The 20428-nt window shown below is 68.1% G+C and carries 15 protein-coding genes; 14 read left to right on the top strand and 1 reads right to left on the bottom strand.

What is annotated here, in order from left to right; translation table 11 throughout:
• The first annotated feature begins 103 nt into the window (after positions 1–103).
• From HGI30_RS01095 to HGI30_RS01075, 5 genes are all read left to right on the top strand, one after another.
• The gene (locus HGI30_RS01095; RefSeq protein ID WP_168906017.1) at positions 104–2176 is read left to right on the top strand and encodes an alkaline phosphatase; all 2073 of its coding nucleotides are present in this window, start codon (positions 104–106) and stop codon (positions 2174–2176) included.
• The gene (locus tag HGI30_RS22995; protein WP_206109993.1) at positions 2173–3141 is read left to right on the top strand and encodes a hypothetical protein; all 969 of its coding nucleotides are present in this window, start codon (positions 2173–2175) and stop codon (positions 3139–3141) included. Before HGI30_RS01095 ends, HGI30_RS22995 begins: the two co-directional genes overlap by 4 nt.
• Positions 3138–3860 (top strand): ABC transporter ATP-binding protein, encoded by a 723-nt coding sequence (locus HGI30_RS01085; RefSeq protein WP_235680276.1) that lies wholly within the window; start codon positions 3138–3140, stop codon positions 3858–3860. The genes HGI30_RS22995 and HGI30_RS01085 overlap by 4 nt, the downstream gene beginning before the upstream one ends.
• Before the next feature lie 136 nt (positions 3861–3996).
• Positions 3997–5274, top strand: a complete 1278-nt coding sequence (locus tag HGI30_RS01080) for an ABC transporter permease (RefSeq protein ID WP_168906016.1) — start codon at positions 3997–3999, stop codon at positions 5272–5274.
• Positions 5275–5362: 88 nt separating this feature from the next.
• On the top strand, positions 5363–6133 hold the full coding sequence (locus tag HGI30_RS01075; protein WP_168906015.1) for an exodeoxyribonuclease III: 771 nt from the start codon (positions 5363–5365) through the stop codon (positions 6131–6133).
• Positions 6134–6941: 808 nt separating this feature from the next.
• Here HGI30_RS01075 and HGI30_RS01070 read toward each other — a convergent pair.
• On the bottom strand, positions 6942–7871 hold the full coding sequence (locus tag HGI30_RS01070) for a 3'-5' exonuclease (protein WP_206109991.1): 930 nt from the start codon (positions 7869–7871) through the stop codon (positions 6942–6944).
• A gap of 197 nt (positions 7872–8068) precedes the next feature.
• Between HGI30_RS01070 and HGI30_RS01065 the strand changes: the two genes are divergently transcribed.
• The 9 genes from HGI30_RS01065 to HGI30_RS01025 all read left to right on the top strand — a co-directional run bounded on the left by HGI30_RS01065 (position 8069) and on the right by HGI30_RS01025 (position 20355).
• The gene (locus HGI30_RS01065) at positions 8069–9733 is read left to right on the top strand and encodes a helix-turn-helix domain-containing protein (protein WP_168906014.1); all 1665 of its coding nucleotides are present in this window, start codon (positions 8069–8071) and stop codon (positions 9731–9733) included.
• Between the two features lie 169 nt (positions 9734–9902).
• Positions 9903–10922: an ABC transporter substrate-binding protein gene (locus HGI30_RS01060; protein WP_168906013.1), complete on the top strand. Its 1020-nt coding sequence runs from the start codon at positions 9903–9905 to the stop codon at positions 10920–10922.
• 7 nt (positions 10923–10929) lie between these two features.
• Positions 10930–11937 carry a FecCD family ABC transporter permease gene (locus tag HGI30_RS01055; RefSeq protein WP_168906012.1) on the top strand — a complete coding sequence of 336 codons (1008 nt, stop codon included), beginning with the start codon at positions 10930–10932 and terminating at the stop codon, positions 11935–11937.
• On the top strand, positions 11930–13054 hold the full coding sequence (locus tag HGI30_RS01050) for a FecCD family ABC transporter permease (protein ID WP_168906011.1): 1125 nt from the start codon (positions 11930–11932) through the stop codon (positions 13052–13054). The genes HGI30_RS01055 and HGI30_RS01050 overlap by 8 nt, the downstream gene beginning before the upstream one ends.
• A 13-nt stretch (positions 13055–13067) precedes the next feature.
• The gene (locus tag HGI30_RS01045; RefSeq protein ID WP_168906010.1) at positions 13068–14882 is read left to right on the top strand and encodes an alpha/beta hydrolase; all 1815 of its coding nucleotides are present in this window, start codon (positions 13068–13070) and stop codon (positions 14880–14882) included.
• 853 nt (positions 14883–15735) lie between these two features.
• Positions 15736–16278, top strand: coding sequence for a hypothetical protein (locus HGI30_RS01040; protein WP_168906009.1), 543 nt, complete (start codon positions 15736–15738; stop codon positions 16276–16278).
• A 420-nt stretch (positions 16279–16698) separates the two neighbouring features.
• A complete protein-coding gene (locus HGI30_RS01035) occupies positions 16699–17985 on the top strand; it encodes an ABC transporter substrate-binding protein (protein WP_168906008.1) in 1287 nt (428 codons plus the stop codon).
• Between the two features lie 223 nt (positions 17986–18208).
• Entirely contained in the window at positions 18209–19225 is a 1017-nt protein-coding gene (locus tag HGI30_RS01030; RefSeq protein WP_168906007.1) for a FecCD family ABC transporter permease, read from the top strand.
• Positions 19222–20355 carry a FecCD family ABC transporter permease gene (locus tag HGI30_RS01025; protein ID WP_168906006.1) on the top strand — a complete coding sequence of 378 codons (1134 nt, stop codon included), beginning with the start codon at positions 19222–19224 and terminating at the stop codon, positions 20353–20355. Before HGI30_RS01030 ends, HGI30_RS01025 begins: the two co-directional genes overlap by 4 nt.
• Positions 20356–20428: the final 73 nt, after the last annotated feature.

Below are 20428 nucleotides of genomic sequence, written 5' to 3'. Positions count from 1 at the left end.
CTTTACCATTTATTCACATCGCGTTAGCATCCCCCGCATATTGCCCTTCTAAGATTACGGATGAGCATTCGTTCATACCATACGCTTGGGAGGGTTTTTTCGGATGAACACACAGAGCAAGACAAGCCGTATCCTGCTTGGCGCGGTGCTGGCCGCCGCGACGGCCGTCGGAGGAGCCGGGCTGGCCGAGCTCGGCGGCTCCCCGCCTGCGGCTGCCGCGGAAGCCGGGGCTCCTGCCCCATCGGCCGCGCCGTCCATCTATATCGCCCCGATCCATCAGGCCAAGTTCCTCGCCGGCTCGAAGTTCGACTTCCGCGTGGAGCTGAACGACTGGACGGGCGACGCCTCGACCGTCCGCATCACGATCAACGGCAAGAGCCCCGAAGCCGTCTTCGGCAAGAAGCTCGAGCTCACCTCCACCAGCAAGAGCCGCGAGTTCACCGTCCGCGATGTCTCCTTCTCCAAGGTCGGCCCGGTCGCCGTCTCCGTCGAGGCCGGAAGCCTGAAGCGCACCGTGCAGTATGAAGTCGTGAATACGGAACAAGCCGGCCGCAAAGCCAAAAACGTCATCCTGTTCGTCGGCGACGGCATGGCCCAGCCGAGCATCACGATCGCCCGCGTCATGTCCAAGGGACTGACCGAGGGCAAATACGACGGCATGCTCGAGCTGGACAAGCTGGAGCAGCGCGCCGTCGTGACGACGTCGGGCATGGACTCGCTCGTCACCGACTCCGCCAACAGCGCCAGCGCCTACAATACCGGCCACAAGTCGGCCGTCAACGCGCTCGGCATCTACCCCGACAATACCGAGAACTCGCTCGACGATCCGAAGGTCGAGACGCTGGCCGAGATGCTGAAGCGCTCGCGCGGCATGTCGGTCGGCATCGTGACGACATCCGAGATCGAGGACGCCACGCCAGCCGCCGTCGTCTCCCATACGCGCCGCCGCGCCGACAAGGCCGAGATCGCGGACATGATGCTCCAGCTGCAGCCGGAGGTCGTGATGGGCGGAGGCTCGGCGTACTTCCTGCCGAAGTCCGTGCCGGGCTCCAAGCGCAAGGATGAGAAGGACCTGATCGGCTCGTTCGAGAAAGAGGGCTACACGTTCGTCGAAAACGCGGCCGGCCTGAAAAGCTCCGGCACGCCGGACAAGCTGCTCGGCCTGTTCCACACCGGCGACATGAACGTCTACTACGACCGCTCCACGAACAATGCGGCGGCGATCAAGTCGTTCACCGACCAGCCGACGCTGTGGGACATGACGAGAAAGGCGATCGACGTGCTGAAGAAAAACGACAACGGCTTCTTCCTCGTCGTCGAAGGGGCCAGCATCGACAAGCAGCTGCACACGATGGACTGGGAGCGCTCCGCCTACGATACGATCGAGATGGACAAGGCGATCGGAATCGCCCGCGCCTATGCGGACGAAAGCGGCGACACGCTCGTCCTGGCTACGGCCGACCACTCCCATTCCACGAGCATCGCCGGCACGTACTGGGAAGGAGACGGCAAGACCGGCCGCGAGGCGGTGCGCACGTACGAGCAGTCGAAGTTCCCGACGTACGCCGACTCCGACAAGGACGGCTTCCCGGATACGCCGGACGTGGACCGCAAGCTGGCCGTCGTCTTCGGCGCGACGCCGGACTATTATGAAGACTACAAGTTCAGCGCCGTCCCGCAAGCGCCGGCCGTGCTGTCGGGCGACGCCTACATCGCCAATCCCGGCACGCTCGCGAATCCGAACGCCGCCGACAAGGACAAGTACCTGCACACCGGCACGCTGCCGAAGTCCGAGGGCACCGAGGTGCACTCCGCCGACGACGTGCCGCTGATGGCGCATGGCCCGGGCGCGGAGTACTTCAAGGGCACGCTGGACAATACCGAACTCTTCTTCGGCATGGCGCAAGCGCTCGGACTGCGCCTCGACGGCAGCAAGCTCGACGCCAAGCGGAACTGGATCGAGCTGGACGCATTCCTGCGCTCGTTCGGCGGCAGCCGCTCGTACGACGCCAAGAAGGGCGTCTCGACCGTCAAGGCCGGCGGAACGACGCTCGTGCTCCATCACGGCAAAGGCATCGCCAAAAAAGGCAATCAGACGGTGCCGCTCCAGTTCAAGACCGAGTCCGGCAAGCTGATCGTCACCAGCGACTCGCTGCTGGCCTCCCTCGCCCGATGAGGAGCCGCAGCACAGGCACTGCCGCCTGCAGCCTCGTTCCGCGCCGCGCCTCCGCGATCCTGGCGGGGCTCGCCGCGGCCGGACTGCTGCTGGGCGGCTGCGGGTCACCGGCTCTCCCTTCCGAGGGAGGGCCGTCCGCCGTTGCCCAGGCGGAGCCGCAGGCCGCAGCGGCGGAGAGCGGAGCCGGCGCGCTCGCGGAGGGCGGCAGGGCGGGCAAGTCCGCCCCCGCTGCGTCCGAGACGGCGTCGCCGGCTGACGGCGCGTCGCCTAGCTCCGCTCCTGCGAGCGCGGGCTCCTCGCCTTCGCCGGTTCCGTCCGCGAGCGACGCGCCTGCCTCCGCCGCCCCGGGAGCCTCGACCGCTGCGCCTTCCGCCCCGTCTGCCGCCGCTACCGCGGCTCCGTCCGGCTCGCCTCCAGCGGCTTCCGCTCCGTCCGCGGCTCCAGCCGCAGCCTCTCCGACTGCCGTGCCGTCCGCCGCTCCCGCTTCGACGTCCCCTGCCGCTTCCGCTTCGCCGGTCGCGAGCCCGCTGCGGACGGCCGCTCCTGCGGCATCCCCCACGGCCAAGCCTACGGTGCGGCAGAGCCTGGACGGACCGTCGACGATCCGTTTCTCCGAGCTGTACGGCAAGGAAAGCGTGCGCGGCCTGGCCTTTTCCGACAAGCTCAAGGAGCTGGACGGCATGAAGGTCGAGATGACCGGCTACATGGCGCCGCCGCTGACGGCGACCGTCCGGTTTTTCGTGCTGACCCGCATTCCGCTCGCCGTCTGCCCGTTCTGCTCCACGGACGCCGACTGGCCGACCGACATCGTCGTCGTCCAGCTGCCCGAGGGCAAGGAGCTCACGCCGACCGAGCATCAGGTGAAAGTGACCGGCACGCTCAGCATCGGCTCGCAGACCGACGAGGACACCGGCTTCGTCAGCCTCATCCGCATCGTCGCGGATGACACGGAGGTGCTCTCGTGACGCTGCTTCGCCTCGAGGATGTCGTCAAGCGCTACCCGGCTCCGGACGGCGGGGAGCTGACCGTGCTGGAGGTGCCCCGCTGGGAGCTCGGCCGGAGCGAGCGCGTCGCGCTTGTCGGGCCGAGCGGCTCCGGCAAGAGCACGCTGCTGCATCTGCTGTGCGGCATCGTGCGCCCGAGCTCGGGCTCGGTCCAGCTGCTCGGCGAGCGGTTGGACCGCATGAAGGAAAGCTCCCTCGACCGGCTGCGCGCCTCGCAGGTCGGCTATGTCCACCAAAGCTTTCAGCTGCTGCCCGGCTTCACCGCGCTCGAGAACGTGCTGGCGGCGGCCGCCTTCGGCAGCCCGCTGAGCAAGCGCCGGCAGCGGGAGCGGGCGGCGGAGCTGCTCGCAGACGCCGGCCTCGCCGACCGTCTCGACCATCTGCCCCGCCAGCTGAGCCAGGGCCAGCAGCAGCGCGTGGCGATCGCCCGGGCGCTCGTCAACGAGCCGTCCCTGCTGCTGGCGGACGAGCCGACGGCAAGCCTCGACCCCGAGACGGCGGATCGCGTCATGGAGCTGCTGGCCGGCTCCGCTGCGGCATCCGGTGCGGCGCTGCTGCTGTGCACGCACGATATGGACCTGGCGGCGCGCATGGAGCGGATCGTCACGATGAAAGAGATTTCGGCACGCGGCTCGGCGGCTCCCATGCCGCCGGAAAGGCCGCGCGCGGCCATCGGCTGACGACGGACCGTCCGGAAGGCCGCGCGTCCTCCGACTCGCACGGATGGCCTGGGCGGACGATCGTCGGACTTCCCCGTCCCGCCTTCCGCATCGACCGCTCATCCTCATCCCCCTGCAAAAAGGAGGCCCGATCGTCATGTCCCTGTTCTCCATGGCCTGGCGCGGCCTGATGGCGCGCCGGGCGCAGACGCTGATTACCGCCGCCGTCGTGATGATCGGCCTGGCCGTGACGCTCGCCGTGCTCATGCTCTCCAGCGGAGCGAAGGAAGGCATCGAGCGGGCAAGCGAGCCGTTCGGCCTGCTCATCGGCTCCAAGGGCAGCGCCAACCAGCTCGTGTTCAACACGATCTTCCTCATGGACAAGCCGCTGGCCAACCTGAGCTACGATTATTACGAGCGTCTTGCCGCCGATCCCGAGGTGAAGACGGCGGTTCCGTTCGCGCTCGGCGACCAGGCGCGGGGCAGGAGGATCGTCGGGACGACGCCGGACTTTTTCGACCTGCGCGGCCGTCCGTCCGACCCGGCTTATTTCAAGCTGGGGGAAGGCAGGCGGTTCGACCAGCCGTTCGAGGCGGTCATCGGAGCCGACGTCGCGGGGCGCGAAGGCCTGCGGGTCGGCGACACGTTCGTCTCCGAGCACGGCGTCGCGGCGTCGGCCGAGCCGGAGGAGCACGGCAACCACCCGTATACGGTGGTCGGCGTCCTGGAGCGGGTAAGAGCTCCTTCCGATCAAGGCATTTATGTCAGCATGGACAGCTACTGGCAGAGCCACGCCCATGAGGCCGACGAGACTGCGGAAGGCGTCGGCGCGGTTCACGGGGACGAATCGCCGGCGAGCCGCGAAGCCCGTGGGGACGAGTCGCCGGAAGAGTCGCGCGGCGTCACCGCGGTGCTCGTCAAGCCGAGCAGCTACATCGGCCTGATGAAGCTGTATCAGCAGACCAATGCCGGAGAGCAGGCGCAAGCCGTCCTGCCCGGCCAGACGCTGGCGCGGCTGTTCGACATGATGGGCAGCGCCGAGCAGGCGCTGCGCGGCATCGGCTGGGTGCTGCTCGGCATGGCCGGCCTCACCGTCTGCCTGTCGCTGTACAGCTCGGCCGTCGAGCGCCGGCGCAGCGTCGCCATCCTGCGCTCGCTCGGAGCCCGTCGGCGCCAGGTGATGGCCATCGTGCTGCTGGAGTCGGCGCTCGTCACGGCGCTCGGCTGCACGCTCGGCGTGCTCGGCGCCTACGGGCTGGCCGCCGTGCTGGCGGACTACGCCGGCTCGCAAGTGTCGATCTCCGTCCAGCTCGGCTTCGACTGGTCGTGGATCGGCATTGCCGCGCTCGTGCTGGCCGCCGGAGTCCTGTCCGGCCTCGCTCCGGCCATCGGCGCCTACCGCAGCGAGACGGCCCGCCATCTGGGCGCGGGCTGAAGCCGGCGCTTCCTTTCCCTTCCGCTGACAGGCCCCCGCGCCCCGTGCTACACTGGACGGACGACCAAGAACGGGGAGAGAATCGCAATTGAAGCTGGCATCATGGAACGTCAACGGCTTGCGGGCCTGCGTCAAGAAAGGCTTTGCCGACTACTTCGAGGCATTGGACGCCGACGTCTTCTGCGTGCAGGAGACGAAGCTGCAGGAGGGGCAGATCGAGCTGGCCCATGGCGAGGGCTACCATCTGTTCTGGAACTACGCCGCGCGCAAGGGCTACTCGGGCACTGCGGTGTGGACGCGGCGGAAGCCGCTGTCCGTGCGGTACGGGCTGGAGGACGACTTCGAGGAGGAAGGCCGCATCCTGACGCTGGAGTTCGAGGGCTGGTACCTCGTCAACGTCTATACGCCGAACTCCAGGCGCGACCTGTCGCGGCTGCCCTACCGGCTGGAATGGGAGGCGCGCATGCTGGCCTATCTCAAGGGGCTGGACGCGGTCAAGCCGGTCATCCTGTGCGGCGACCTCAACGTCGCCCATCAGGACATCGATCTCAAGAATGCCAAGCCGAACCGCGGCAACTCGGGCTTTACCGACGAGGAACGGGGCTGCATGAGCGCGCTGCTGGCGGCCGGCTTCACGGATACGTTCCGCCATCTGCATCCGGACCGGACGGACGCCTATACGTGGTGGTCGTTCATGCCCAAGGTGCGCGAGCGGAACATCGGCTGGCGCATCGATTATTTCCTCGTGTCCGACCGGCTGCGCCCGCTGCTGGCCGCAGCGGAGATCGACAGCGCGGTGCTCGGCAGCGACCATTGCCCGGTCGTGCTGGAGCTGACGGAGGAGCCGGCTGCGGGTTGAAACGGCTGCGGACGGGACCTTGCCTGCGGAGGCAGGCGGATCGGCACCGCTCCGGGGACGGAACCTCTTTCCGATCCCGCTGAAGCCGGCCGATCGGCATCGCTCCGGGGACGGAACCTTGCCTGCGGAGGCAGGCGGATCGGCACCGCTTCGGGGACGGAACCTCTTTCCGATTCCGCTGAAGCCGGCCGATCGGCACCGCTCCGGGGACGGGACCTCTTTCCGATTCCGCTGAAGCCGGCCAATCGGCATCGCTCCGGGGACGGAACCTCTTTCCGATTCCGCTGAAGCCCAGATTCCTCTCATCTCCCTTTCCAATACGGAAGGAATCCGGCCTTCAAGGGAACCGCTCCCGCTTCTCCAAGAGGTTTCCGTCCCCTCCGCTACGCGAGCTGCTCGGTTTTTCCGCGTATCTCCGACCACCCGGCCCTCCACGCACCCGAGTTGCTCGGCTTTTCCGCATATCTCCGACCATCCAGCCTCCACGCACCCGAGCTGCTCGGTTTTTCCGCGCATCTCCAACCATTCAGCCTCCACGCACCCGAATTGCTCGGGTTTTCCGCGCATTTCCGACCACCCGGCCCTCCACGCACCCGAATTGCTCGGTTTTTCCGCGCATCTCCGACCACCCGGTCCTCCACGCACCCGAATTGCTCGGTTTTTCCGCGCATCTACAGCCGTTCGATTCAGCGCCATGCGAAAAGGACCGGCCCCTCCGCCGTTCAGCGGAAGGGCCGGTCCTTTTCAGGCCGGTCTCGCGGCTCATCATGAGCCTATTGATTTGACGCGGACAGAAAGAGCGGTACGCTCAATCGGCGGATTTCGCCGCGGCGGCGGAGTCCGTCGCGTGGGTTGCATCTGCAGCATCGGCGGCTCCTGCAGCGCCGGCGTCGTCAGCCGCGTCCGCCGCGGAGGAGCCGGCGGCGTCAGCCGCCGACTCGTCCGTCGCGCCGGCCGGCCGCTCCGGGCGCGGAGGACGCGGCTTGACCGGCTTGGCCGCCTCGACCTCGTAGTAGGCTTTCAGCTCGGCGGCTTTTTTGACGTTGTCCAGGTCCACCTTGGCCTTGGCCAGCTTATCCGCCACCAGCTCCCACGTCGGAGCGATCTTCAGCGCATGGAGGGTGCGGATGGCGTTCTTGACCATGCGGCGCTCCTTCGCGTTGGAGTAGGTGTCCTTGTAGCGGCGGACGTCGGCCTCCGGCATGATCTCAGGAAAGACGCGGCGGAAAATCTCCGCCGTCATGCGCGCGTCGTCGAGCGCCCGGTGCGCCGAGCCCTCCGCCGGGATGCCGAGCTCCTCGAGCGCCTTTTCCACGCTGACGTCGTTGGTCAGTCCGCGCGTGCGCAGATAAATCTTGAGCAGATCGTAGTAGTCCGCCTGGAGCCAGTATGCGTCGTCGAGCTTGTGCATCCTCGTGTCGAGCACGATCCGCTTCAGGTCCTCGCCGCCCCAAGTGACGAACGTGCAAGCCTCGCTCCGGTCCAGCCACTGCAGGAACGCGCGGATGACGGGCACGAAGCCCTTGGCCGCGTCGATGTCTTCCTGGGGGATGCCGGTCTTCTCCCGGATGAAGCTGTTGAGCTTGGCGAAATAGACCGGGCGGATCAAGGAGCTGAACTCGTCGACGTGGCGAAGGGAGCCGTCGAGCCGCACCGCGCCGATCTCGATGACCTCCATCGGCTTGTCGCTCGCGAACTTCCTCCCGTTGAACTCGATATCGAGAATGATGTAATCCATCGGAACCCTCCAACAATTAGGTCTCTCCATCATACACGAAAGCGGTACCCGATTGACAGCGGCCAGGCAGGACGGACGCGTCTGCGGCCCCCCTTAGGCTTCCGTCGGCTCTGCTCGACGAAGGAAGCTTGCCGGTCGGGACGATCTGCTTTACACTAGACTGATAACGATTCTCATTGATTGAAGGAGAGACCGCCATGATCCGCCCCGCCTTGCCGTCCCATCCGCAGAGCCCCGCGCCGCAGCCGATCGATATCGGCGCCTGGACGATCCGTCTGCGCGACGCGTCCGTCTTGCAGGTCGGACCCGACCGCCCCGGCATGACGCAGCAGCTGCTGCGCCAGACCGCGCTGCTCGTGCTGCTGGACGGCAAGGTCCGGCTGGAGCGCGGAGCCGGCTCCGCCCGGATGGGCGCCGGCGTCGTCTACCTGTGTCCGCCGGAGAGCACGTTCGCGCTGGCTGCCGACGGCGGCGGCCGAGGAGCGGCGGCGCTGCTGCGGATCGAGCTGCATGCGCCCGATCCGGCCTTGCCGGGGCGGCTGCGCCCGGTCGAAGCCGATGCGGTCGCCGCCGCGCTTCCGCGCGAGGCGCGGCTGCCTGCCGCAGCCCAGCTGCAGGACCGCTGCCGCGCGATCTGCGCCGGATTCGGCGGCGAGCGGCCGCTCGGCCGCTTGCGCGCGCAGGCCGATGCCTTGCACCTGCTGCTGGAGACGATCGAGGAAGCCGCGCCCGACCCGGCGGCGGACGAGCCGCTGGAGCCGGTGCGCGCCTACATGGAGGAGCATATGCGGGAGCCGCTGTCGCTGGAGCTGCTCGCCGAGCTGGCCGGCTGCAGCCCCAAGCATTTTGCCGCGAGCTTCAAAAAAGCGTACGGCAGCACGCCGCGCGAGCATCTGACCCGGCTGCGTCTGGCCAAGGCGAAGCAGCTCATGCTGCGCTCGGACAGCCGGCTCAAAGATGTCGCCCATGCGGTCGGATACGAAGACGAGTTTTATTTCAGCCGCCTGTTCAAAAAAGCGCACGGCGTCTCCCCGACCCGGTATATGGAGCAGCGGCGGCAGCGGATCGCGGCCTACGGCAACGCCTCTCCGCTCGGCTACCTGCTGCCGCTCGGCGCCCTGCCGCATGCGGCCCCGATGCATCCCAAGTGGATGCGCTACTACCTCGAGCGCTGGGGAACCGACGTGCCGCAGCACCTCAGCTATGGCTTGACGGAGCTGCAGGTGCGGGACGATCTGGAGCAGCTGCGGCAGCTGCGGCCGGAGCTGACCGTCTGCTCGGCTGATCTGGAGGAGGACGTGCGGCGCCACCTGGAAGCGATCGGCCCGATCGTCCGGCTGCCGAAGGAGCAGCCGGACGGCTGGAGGCAGGGCCTGACGGACATCGGCCGGCGTCTCGGGCTGGAGGCGGACGCGGAGCGATGGATCGGCGCCTTCGACCGGCGCGTCGCAGCGGCTCGGGCGGCGGTGGGCGGCAGCGGGACCCCTTCCGTGCTGATCGTGCGCCTGCTCAAAGGCCAGCTCTATCCGCACGGCTGCGAGGGACTGATGGACTTCGTGCACCGCGAGCTCGGCGTGCCCCGCCCAGCCGCTTCCTTAGACCATCGCGACAGCGGAACGCCGCTGCCGCTGGAGAGGCTGCGCGATCCCGACATCGGCCAGATCTGGCTGCTCGTCTGCCAGGAATCGGAGACGCTCGAGCATTGGGGCCGGTTCAGCCAGTCTCCGCAGTGGCTCGGGCTGCCGGCCGTGCGGGCCGGCGGGCTGAGGATGCTCGCCTCCAGCCCCTGGCGCGAGTATTCGCCGATCGCGCTCGACCGCATCCGCGAGGAGACGCTGGCCCTGCTCGGCCGGCATGGTTAGACGGACGACCTTGCATTCCCGATGGACGGACGACCCTGCGTTCCCGATTGTCCATGCTTTTTCGTCCCTTTGTCTATGGAGGGAACGAGGACGATCTTTTACGATGATGAAAGTGACATTGAGAATCATTATCATAGAAGGTCCATATCGAAGGGAGTCTGGTTCCACCATGAAAAAAGTTCTGCTCGCCGCTCTGCTGCTGCTTGCGATCGGAGCGCTCGCCGCTTGCGGCAGCTCCGAATCCGATAACGGAGGCTCTGCTTCCAGCCCGGCCCCGACCGCCTCGCCGTCCGCCGCTCCGTCGGCATCGCCGTCCGCCGAACCGAGCGCTTCTCCCGAAGCCTCCGGCACGAAAGCCGTCACCTACCTCGGCGAGTCGTACGAGCTGCCCGCCTCCACCGAGCGCATCGTCATCACCGGCGCCGTCGAGGCGATGGAGGACTCCATCCTGCTCGACCTCCATCCGGTCGGCGCGATCAGCTTCTCCGGCAAATTCCCTCCGCTGTTCGCCTCCATCACCGACAAGGCCGAGATGGTCGGAGAGAAGACCGAGCCGAACTTCGAGAAGATCCTGTCGCTCAAGCCGGACGTCATCCTCGCCTCGACGAAGTTCGATCCGGCCGTCGTCGAGAAGCTGAAGCAGATCGCCACCGTCATCCCGTATTCCCACGTGTCGACCCACTGGGAGGACAACCTCAAGCTGCTCGGCGAGCTGAGCGGCAAGCAGGCGGAAGCAACCGCTCAGGCCGACGCCTTCAAGGCCGACCTCGAGGCGGCCAAGGCGAAGCTCGGCGACAAGCGGAGCGGCCAGACCGCCGCGATCGTCCGCATCCGCCAAGGCGAAGTGTACGTCTACGGCAAGGACCTGTTCTTCAACCCGGTGCTGTACGGCGACCTCGGCTTCAAGCTGCCGGAGGCGATCGCCGCCGCCAAGAAGCAAGAGGTGCTGTCGATCGAAAAGCTGGCCGAGATGAACCCGGACGTGCTGTTCGTCCAGTTCTCGGAAGACGAGAACAGCAAGTCTCCGAAAGCTCTCGACGAGCTGCAGAAGAACCCGATCTTCCAAAGCCTCGGCGCCGTGAAAAACGGCAATATGCACGTCAACCTCGTGGACCCGCTGGCCCAGGGCGGCACCGCCTACAGCAAAGTCCAGTTCCTCAAGGCCTTCCTGGAAAAGGCCGGCTCCTGACCTTTCCATGAAGCGATCCAAAACGCTGCCGGCGGCCATCCTCCTGATGGCTCCGGCAGCTGCTTTGCTTCTCGTTGTCTTCTCGGCGCTGTACGGGGCCAAATCGATCGGCGCGGCAGATGTGTGGGCCGCAGTGACGCGCTTCGATCCCGGCAACGTGGACCATCAGATCATCCGCCACTCCCGGCTGCCGCGCGGCTTCGGGGCGCTGCTCGTCGGCGCCTTCCTCGCCGTGTCGGGCGCGCTCATGCAGGGCATCACGCGCAATCCGCTCGCCTCCCCGTCCCTGCTCGGCGTGGCGGACGGCTCCGTGCTCGCCGTGACGCTGGCGATGGTCTTCCTCCCCGACCTGAGCGGGACCGGCCTCATCTTCGTCTCGATGGCGGGCTCCGCGCTCGGCGCGGCGATCGTGTTCGGCATCGCCTCGCTCGTGCCCGGCGGCAGCTCCCCGGTGAAGCTGGCCATCCTCGGGGCGCTGGCCGGCATGTTCCTCGGCGGCATCGCCGACGCCCTCGCCATGTACTTCCGCATCCCGCAAAAGATCAGCTTCTGGTACAACGCGCGGCTGCATCAGATGGACCCCGAGCTCGTGCAGCTCGCGCTGCCGTTCGCCATAATCGGCCTCGCGCTGGCGCTGCTGCTCGCCCGTCCCGTCTCGGCGCTCGCCCTCGGCGAGGAGACCGGAGCGAGCCTCGGCCAGAACGTGCGCCGGGTCAAGCTGCTCTCCATACTCGCCGTCGTGCTGCTGACCGGCACCGCCGTCGCGATCGCGGGCAAGATCGCCTTCATCGGCCTCATCATCCCGCATATCGCGCGGTTCATCGCCGGCAGCGACTACCGCTGGATCATCCCGCTGTCCGCCGTGCTCGGAGCGCTGTTCCTGACGTTCTGCGACCTGCTCTCCCGCTTCATGAACGCGCCGTTCGAGACGCCGATCGGCATCGTCACCGCGCTGTTCGGCGTGCCGTTCTTCCTCTACCTCATCCGGCGAAAGGGGGCGTCCAGCCATGCCTGAGTCCAGCCAGCGCCATCCGGACGACGCCCGCGCCGTCGGCGAGAGCGGCCGCCGGACAGCCTTGCTCGCGTCCGCGGCTGCGCCCGCATCCGGCAAAGGCTCCCGCCGCGCCTTCCGGCTTGCCGTCCTTGGCGCGGCCGCCGCGATCCTGCTCATCGCCCTGCTCGGCGTCACGACCGGCGAGTTCGCGCTGTCCGTGCCGGACGCGCTGCGCACGCTGGCCGGCGGCGCGGCCGACGCCGACCAGCGGCTCGTCGTGTTCGGCTTCCGCCTGCCGCGCATCGTGCTCGCCGCCCTCGTCGGGCTGTCGCTCGGCGCGGCCGGAGCGGCCGTGCAGAGCCTGACGCGCAACGGACTCGCCGACCCCGGCATCCTCGGCATCAACGCCGGAGCCGGGCTCGCCGTCGTGCTGTTCATGCTCGCGCTGCGCGATATCGTCCGTCTGGAGGGGCTTGCCGCCGTCATGACGATGCCGCTGTACGGCACTGTCGGCGGACTCGCGGCCGGCGGACTCATCTTCGCGCTTGCCCGCTCGCGCGGCAGCCTCGATCCGCAGAAGCTGCTGCTCGTCGGCATCGCCGTCACCTCCGGATTCGGCGCGGCGACGCTGTACCTCTCGCTCAAAATGAATCCGCAGGACTTCGAGCGGGCGGCCGTCTGGCTGTCCGGCAGCCTGAACTCGGCCAACTGGCTGTACGTGCTCGCCGTGCTGCCCTGGGTGCTGCTCCTGCTGCCGGCGCTGTGGGCCAAGTCGCGCATGCTCGACCTGATGCGCCTGAGCGACGAGAGCCTGAGCGGGCTCGGCGTCGCCCTGAAGCGGGAGCGCCGCACGCTGCTGCTGCTGTCCGCCGGACTCGTCGCGGCCGGCGTCGCCGTGAGCGGCAGCATCGGCTTCGTCGGCCTGATCGCGCCCCATATGGCGGCGCGGCTGGCGGGACTGTCGCATCGGCGCCTCCTGCCGCTGAGCGCCCTGCTCGGCGCGGCGCTCGTCATGGCCGGAGACTACGTCGGCCGCACCGCCTTCTCGCCCTCGGAGCTGCCGGCCGGCATCGTCATCTCGATCATCGGGGCGCCTTATTTCGTCTGGCTGCTGATCCGTCAGAAGACGGCGCGCTGAAAGGAGACCATCCATGAAATTCGAATCCATTCCCGCCGCCGGCCGCATGCTGTCCGTGTACCTGCCCCCGTCGTACGACGGCGGCGGCAGCCGGCGCTACCCTGTCCTGTACGTGCAGGACGACGCCGAGCTGATGGAGCATAGCGTCAACTACATCGACTCGCTCTACGCCTCCGGCGAGCTGCCGGAGCTCATCGTCGCCGGCGTGCCGTCCGGCTGCCGCAACGACGACTACACGCCATGGCCGGCCGCTGCCGTCGCTCCCGGCCGGCCCGGCTTCGGCGGCGCGGGGCGCGCCTACGTCGACGAGCTCGCGGACCGCATCAAGCCCGCGCTCGACGCACATCTGCGCACGATGCCGGAGCCGGAGCATACCGGCATCGGCGGCGGCTCGCTGGGCGGGCTGATCGCCCTGTTCGCCGCCTATTGGCGGCCCGACGCCTTCGGCTCGGCCGCCGCGATCTCCCCCTCGCTCTGGTACGAGGGAGCGCTCGACTACATCCGGCGCGAGGCTGCGCCGGATGGGAGGCTGCGGCTGTACCTGTCGGTCGGCACCGCCGAGGGCAGCCTCAAGACGAACCGCCAGCGCGGCATGGCCGCCTCCGTGCCGGAGGCGGCCCGCATCCTGCTGGCGAAGGGCTTCCCGCCGCAGCGGCTGAGGCTGGAGCTGGAGCCGGGAGGCACGCATGACGCCATGTTCATGGCGCTGCGCTTCCCGGCCGCGCTCCGCTTCCTGTTCGGCGCGGCAGAGGCGGAGCCGGCGGACCTGGCGCGCAGCGGCGCGGCCGAAGCGTCCAGGCCGGCCCCGGCGGCGGCTGACGGCCGCCCCACAGACGTCGGAGCATGGAGCGGGCGGGCCGTCGGCGCTGCGCCAGCGGCGCCCATCGCCGACGTTTCGCGGGCAGCCTCGATCGATGCGGCGGCGCGAGCGGCGGGCCGGCGGGAAGCGGAACTTTCCGCCTTGCTGCCGGCGGATGCGGCCGATCTTCATGCCTCCGTCACGCCTTGCGTCGCGCTGCCGGTCCGCTACTCCGTGCCGGGCACGGAATGCTTCGCCATGACGAGCCGAGCCGGCTTGGACTACAGCATTTTCGTTCATGTTCCGAAGAAGCCCGCGCCGCCCTCCGGGTATCCGCTGCTGTGCGCCGTCGACGGCAATTCCGTCTTCGCCTCGCTCGCCGAGGCGATGCGCTTGCAGACCCGCCATCCCAAAGGGCTTCCGCCCGGCCTCGTCGTCGGCATCGGGTACCCGACGGACGAGCCGTTCGCCACCGATCGGCGCTTCGTCGACCTGACCGTCCCGGCCGACATGCAGGGGCGGCGCCCGGACGGCACGCCTTGGCCCGCGAACGGCGGCGCCGAAGCGTTCCTCGACTTCATGCAGGAGGAGCTGCTGCCGGAGCTCATGCGGCGCTATCCGCTCGATCCGCAGCGCCGGACGCTGTTCGGCCATTCGCTCGGCGGCTTCTTCTCGCTCTACGCGCTCATCCGCCGTCCCGAGCTGTTCCGCTCCCACATCGCCGGCAGCCCGTCGCTCTGGTGGAACGAGCGGATGCTGCTGGAGCTGCTGCCCGAGCTGGAAGCCCGCCTGAATTCCGGCGGCTCGGCGGCGCTGATGCTCGCCATCGGGGAAGGCGAGAAAGGCTCGATGCTGCAGGACACGCGCGAGCTGAAGCGGCGCCTGCTGCCTCTAGCCGAATCCGGCCGCCTCCGGCTGTCGTATGCGGAATTCGAGGGCGAAGGCCATGTGAGCGTGCTCCATCCGCTGCTCAGCCCGATGCTGCGCTTCTCCTTCTGGGAAGAAGCGGGCGCAGAGCTCAGCCGCTAGCCGCCGGCCGGCATCCTTGGCATGGATGGACGATTCCGTCCTCGCGCCGCGCTTGCGGCCGTACGCTTGCGGCCGTACGCTTGCCGCCGTTCGCTTGCCGGCTTCTGTGCCGTCCGCCCATAGGCTGTCTCCCAAAGCTCTGGCCGCGCCGCATCCTGCCGAAAGCCAAAGCTAACGACGAATCAGCTCGGCAGCAAGCATGAATCCAGACGCCGAGCCAGCCAACGACGTGTGGCGGGCTTAGCCTTGAAATCATCGAGGAAAACGAGCGGAACGAGAACGTCGGATGGTTCTAAGCGTCTGACGCGTCGTTAGCTGGTCATGAACGCAAAAAAAAGGCCGCTAAGCACGCCAGGAATCGTTACGGTGAAGAGGGCTTCCTGGTTCGAGCCGGCCCGGCGCCGGTAAAGTCCGACCTCCTTTGGGCTTATTGAAAAACAGCCGGACATTCCCGCATCCAGGGATGACGGGCCTCCATCCGGCAATCGGCTTGTTTTGCCTTTGCCCGCAATCTGCGGGAAGCCCTGCTGCAGCCGCGCTTTGTTCGCCCCGCCCGCCGTGCGATCGGCCTGTCGACCCGCCCCCTTGCGCGCGTCGACAGGCCTTTTCCCCGTCTCCTTCTCTCCTCCGCCACTCCGTACGAATCGACCCAAAAGCTCCTGCTCTCACCCTTCGCGAGCCTCGCTTTGCAGCTGAAGTCAGCGTTCCATCCCCCCCCCTTCATCGGCCTTAGCCGGACAACCCAGTCCATGCAACTGAGACAATGGCGTGCATACCCAATCGCATCCATTCTGTCTAAAATGAATTGAGAATGATTTTCAATTTCAGCTTTCGCTGCAAATGGGGGATGTCCTTGCTTCAAAAGATAAGTCTGCTTCAAGAAGGCTGCGCAACCGCTCGCGCTGCCGCACTTGCCGCCCTGCTGGCGATCGCGCTGCTGCTCGGCGGCTGCTCGGCAGGCACCGGCGCGCCGTCCGGCTCCGGCCGGGCGGAGGGCGGCGAAGACGCCGCAGCCGCAGCCGCCAAGGCGGACGCCGCAGCCAGCGGCACCGAGGCGGACGCGGCGGGCTGGAGCGGCATCGAGCCGCTGCCGGCCGCCGATGCCGCCGAAGGACTTCAGCTCAGCCGCGATGCGGTCAAGGAGCTCAAGCAGGCAGCCGAAGCCGGCGACGAGGCGGAATCGCGCGAGCTGACCGTCCGCCTCGCCGGACTTTGGCTGACGATCGAGCCCGACCTGAAGGAGCTGGATGCGGCCAAAGCGGAAGCGGCGCGCGCCGACCTAGGCCGACTGCTGAAGCCCGACGCCGCCGAGCCGGAAAGCCCCGTTGACGTGTCGTACCGCCTGTACCAGACGTACCGCGACCTGCAGGAGCAGCTGCTCGGTCCGGCATCGTGATCCGGCATGGCGCAACGCGCCCTCTCCGGCATCGGCTCTCGCTCCTGCGCGGGAGCCTAGCCCAGGCGGCTGCGCTCGAGCCTTCAACGGGCCTTGCCCGTGCTTGCTCCGCGCTTGCTCCGCGCTTGCTCCGTGCAGGCTCCGTGCTTGCTCCGCGCTTGCCCGTGCTTGCTCCGTGCTTGCTCCGTGCTTGCTCCGCGCTTGCCCGTGCTTGCTCCGTGCTTGCTCCGTGCTTGCTTCGCGCTTGCTCCGCGCTTGCTCCTTACCTGTCCCTTACTTGTCCCTTGCAGGCTCCGTGCCTTACCTCGCGCTTGCACAACAGCTTCGCCGAGCTCGCGGTCTGCCGTTCTCCCGGATGCTGTCCTGCCGGTCCGTTCCTAGCACCGCCCAATCCACTCGCAGAAAGGTGATCTTCTACCCATGACTCTCGTCCGCAACCGCATCCTCGCCCTCCTCCTGAGCTTCGCGCTCGCGCTCGGGCTGCTCCCGGCCGCAGCGGCCGCGGCGGCTCCCGCCGTCTCCGTCAAGATCAACGGCAGCGCCGCCAGCTTCGGCTCCGTCAAGCCTTCCATCATCAACGGCCGCGTGTACCTGCCTGCAGCCGCCTTCGCCGTCAAGCTGAACGCGACCTACCAAGTCGACGCCAAGACGAAGAAATGGGTCATCAAGCGCGGCGCCCGCTCGATCGGCTTCACCCCCGGCAGCGTCAAGGCGACGCTGAACGGCAAAGCCTACACGCTCGCCGCCGTGCCGGTAGCCAAAGGCAAGGACGTGCTCGTGCCGGCCGCCTCCCTGTCCGACGCGCTCGGCGTCTGGACGTCCTGGAGCGGCTCGTCCAAAACGCTGTCCGTCCTGACGCAGAAGACCGTCAAGCACGCCATGGGCTCCACGACGCTGAAAAGCGTGCCGCAGCGCGTCGTCATCCTGTTCAACGGCATGGTCGACACGAGCGTGCTGCTCGGCGTGAAGCCCGTCGGCGCCGTCGAATCGTACCTGCAGCAGCCTTTCTACGAATACCTGCGTCCGAGCCTGATCGGGGTGAAGGATCTCGGCGACGAGACGCAGCCGAACCTCGAGGCGATCGCCGCCCTCAAGCCGGACCTCATCATCGGCTCCAAGATGCGCCATGAGAAGATCGACGGCCAGCTGAGCAAGATCGCGCCGACCGTCATGACCGAGGACGTCTTCAGCTGGCAGGAGAACCTGAAGTTCGCCGCCGACGTGCTGAACAAGCAAGGCAAAGCCGACGCCTACCTCACGAAGTGGGCCTCCCGCACCGCCGACTTCAAAAAACAGATGGGCGCCGATATCCGCAGCACCGAAGTGACCGTCATGCGCATCAACTACAACGGCACGGCACGCTTCTACCTGGAAGGCTTCGCCTCCAACATCCTCAGCGACCTCGGCTTCCGCTTCCCGAAAGCCCAGACCGACATCGCGACCGACATCTTCAACATTCCGTCCAAGGAGCAGACGCCGCTGCTCGACGCCGACTACATCTTCGACTTCACGGTCGACTGGGACGGCGACGGCGCGATCTACAAGACGCAGAAGGAATGGATCGACAACGCGCTCTGGTCCAACCTGCGCGCCGTCAAGAACAAGAAGTACTACAAGGTCAATGCCGTCAACTGGAACCTCTCCGGCGGCCCGATCGCGGCCGACAAGATGCTCGACGACCTGTACTTCTACTTCAATATCGACTAGCCTAGCCGCCTGACCGGGGACAAGCCCCCGCTTTCCGCAGCAACCGGCCCGAACCGGACTGGGGAAAGGTCATTCCGCTTGCCGTCCCGCCTCGCGCCGACTTGCGCGGGGCGGGATTTTCCGCGCCTCCCGGACCGCCCGGGCCGATTCCGGCCGGCTCCGCCGCGCGAGACGGCCGCCCGTCCATGCCGGAGCGGCACCAGAACAGGAGCGATTCCACCAGATGAATCCAACCGGACTGCCCGGCGCGGCGCTCAAGGCCGCCGGGCTGGCCGCAGGCGCGGCGCTGCTGCTGCTCGCCTTTGCGGCCAACATCATGCTCGGCTACACCCGCGTCAGCTTCGACGACGCCTGGGCGGCCATGACGCGCTACGACGAGACGTCCATGAGCCAGGCCGTCATCCGGCTCACCCGGCTGCCGCGCGCGCTCATCGCCGCGGCCGTCGGCGCGAGCCTCGCCGTCGCCGGCGTCGTCATGCAGGCGATCACGCGCAACCCGCTCGCCTCGCCGTCCATCCTCGGCATCAATTCCGGCGCCGCGCTCGCCGTCGTCTTCGCCCTCACCGTGCTCCGCATCGAAAGCCAGACCGGGCTCGCCTGGGCGGCCTTCGGCGGAGCGGCCGTCGCGGCGGCGCTCGTCTACGCGCTGAGCGCGCTCGGCAGCGACAGCCTGTCCCCGCTGCGCATCGTGCTCGCCGGCGCGGCGATGAGCGCGCTGTTCGCCTCCGGCACGCAAGGTCTGCTCGTCCGCAACCAGGCCTCGCTGCAGGACGTGCTGTTCTGGCTGAGCGGCTCCATCGCCGGGCGTCCGCTCGGCATCCTCGCTGCCGTTGCGCCCTACATGCTCGCCAGCATGCTGGCGGCGTGGCTGCTGGGCCGCCATCTCAACCTGCTCGCCGCCGGCGAGGAGACGGCCAAAGGCCTCGGCCTGCGCATCTCCCTCGTCAAGCTCGCGGGCGGCGCCGCAATCGTGCTGCTGGCGGGCGGCTCCGTCGCCGTCGCCGGGCCGATCGGCTTCATCGGCCTCGTCATCCCGGTCGTGGCGCGCTTCTTCTCCGGCCTGGACCATCGCTGGATGGTTCCGTACAGCATGCTGCTCGGAGCCGTGCTGCTGCTCGTCGCCGACGTCGCCGCCCGCTACGTCATCCTGCCGCGCGAGCTGCCGGTCGGCGTGCTCACCGCGGTCGTGGGCGCGCCCTTCTTCCTCTATATCGCCCGCAAAAGGAGACGCATCGTATGAGCCGCCGTCCATCGCCCAAGCCTGCCGCCGAGGACAGCAGGCACGACGCCCCTCCCTTCGGCAGCCCTGATCGACGGACGGACTTCGCCGCCCGAGCGGCAGGGGGCCCGCCTGGCTCATCCTGGCGCGACCGCGCCCGCAGCAGCGCGTGGATGTGGCCGCTGCTGCTCGGCTCTGCGCTCCTCGTCGCCGGCATCGCCTATCTGCTGCTCGGAGAGACGTACATCCGTCCCTCCCTCATGCTGCGGGCGCTCGGCGGCGCCGGCGCTGCCGAGCATGTCGTCATCGTGCGGGAATTCCGCCTCCCGCGCCTCGTCGTCGCCGCTCTGGCCGGAGCGGCGCTTTCTGCGGCCGGCGCGCTGCTGCAGGGCGTGTTCCGCAATCCGCTGGCCGCGCCCGACCTCGTCGGCATCACCGGCGGCGCCGCCGCCGCAGCAGCCGCATTCCTCACATTCCGCCCGCCGGGAGTCAGCATCCACTGGCTGCCGGCTGCCGCGATGGCGGGAGCGGCGCTGCTCGCCGTCCTCGTCTACGCCGCCGCCTGGAGGCGCGGCATCGAGCCGGGACGCCTCATCCTCGTCGGCATCGGCATCGGCGCGCTGTCCTCGGCCTTCACGAGCGCGATCCTGCTGCTGAGCTCCGTCTACACCGCTACGGACGCGTACATCTGGCTCACCGGCACCGTCTACGGCACGTCCTGGCAGCATGTGTTTACGCTGCTCCCCTGGACCGCCCTGTTCCTGCTGCTCGCCCTGCGCAGCGGCCGTACGCTGAACGTGCTCATGCTGTCCGACGAGTCGGCCGCCGGCGTCGGCAGCCATGTCGAGCGCAGCCGCAGAGGGCTGATCGCGATCAGCGTCGGCCTGGCGGGCTCGGCGGTCGCGATCGGCGGGTCGATCGGCTTCGTCGGCCTCATCGGCCCCCATCTCGCGCGCCAGCTCGTCGGACCGGCCGCCTCGCGGCTGCTGCCGGTGTCGGCGCTGTGCGGCGCCCTGATCGTCGTGCTCGCCGATCTCGTCGCGCGCACCGCCTTCTTGCCGTACGACGTTCCCGTCGGCGTCTTCACGTCTGCGGTCGGCGCGCCGTTCTTCCTCTACCTGCTCTACCGCAACCGGCGGTCCGTCCGCTGATCCGGCTCCACGAAAAAAGGGACGAAGCGGTCTGCCGCTTCGTCCCTTGTCTTTTCTCCCGCTTGGCTGCCGC

Origin of the sequence: Paenibacillus albicereus (assembly GCF_012676905.1) — a bacterium.
GTDB lineage: Bacteria > Bacillota > Bacilli > Paenibacillales > Paenibacillaceae > Paenibacillus_O > Paenibacillus_O albicereus.
This window is presented reverse-complemented; position numbering and strand designations above follow the sequence as displayed.

Coding starts and splice junctions, on each gene's coding strand:
- HGI30_RS01095 (WP_168906017.1), top strand. CDS start 104: ATGAACACACAGAGCAAGACAAGCCGTATCCTGCTTGGCGCGGTGCTG.
- HGI30_RS22995 (WP_206109993.1), top strand. CDS start 2,173: ATGAGGAGCCGCAGCACAGGCACTGCCGCCTGCAGCCTCGTTCCGCGC.
- HGI30_RS01080 (WP_168906016.1), top strand. CDS start 3,997: ATGTCCCTGTTCTCCATGGCCTGGCGCGGCCTGATGGCGCGCCGGGCG.
- HGI30_RS01070 (WP_206109991.1), bottom strand. CDS start 7,871: ATGGATTACATCATTCTCGATATCGAGTTCAACGGGAGGAAGTTCGCG.
- HGI30_RS01065 (WP_168906014.1), top strand. CDS start 8,069: ATGATCCGCCCCGCCTTGCCGTCCCATCCGCAGAGCCCCGCGCCGCAG.
- HGI30_RS01060 (WP_168906013.1), top strand. CDS start 9,903: ATGAAAAAAGTTCTGCTCGCCGCTCTGCTGCTGCTTGCGATCGGAGCG.
- HGI30_RS01055 (WP_168906012.1), top strand. CDS start 10,930: ATGAAGCGATCCAAAACGCTGCCGGCGGCCATCCTCCTGATGGCTCCG.
- HGI30_RS01050 (WP_168906011.1), top strand. CDS start 11,930: ATGCCTGAGTCCAGCCAGCGCCATCCGGACGACGCCCGCGCCGTCGGC.
- HGI30_RS01045 (WP_168906010.1), top strand. CDS start 13,068: ATGAAATTCGAATCCATTCCCGCCGCCGGCCGCATGCTGTCCGTGTAC.
- HGI30_RS01035 (WP_168906008.1), top strand. CDS start 16,699: ATGACTCTCGTCCGCAACCGCATCCTCGCCCTCCTCCTGAGCTTCGCG.
- HGI30_RS01030 (WP_168906007.1), top strand. CDS start 18,209: ATGAATCCAACCGGACTGCCCGGCGCGGCGCTCAAGGCCGCCGGGCTG.
- HGI30_RS01025 (WP_168906006.1), top strand. CDS start 19,222: ATGAGCCGCCGTCCATCGCCCAAGCCTGCCGCCGAGGACAGCAGGCAC.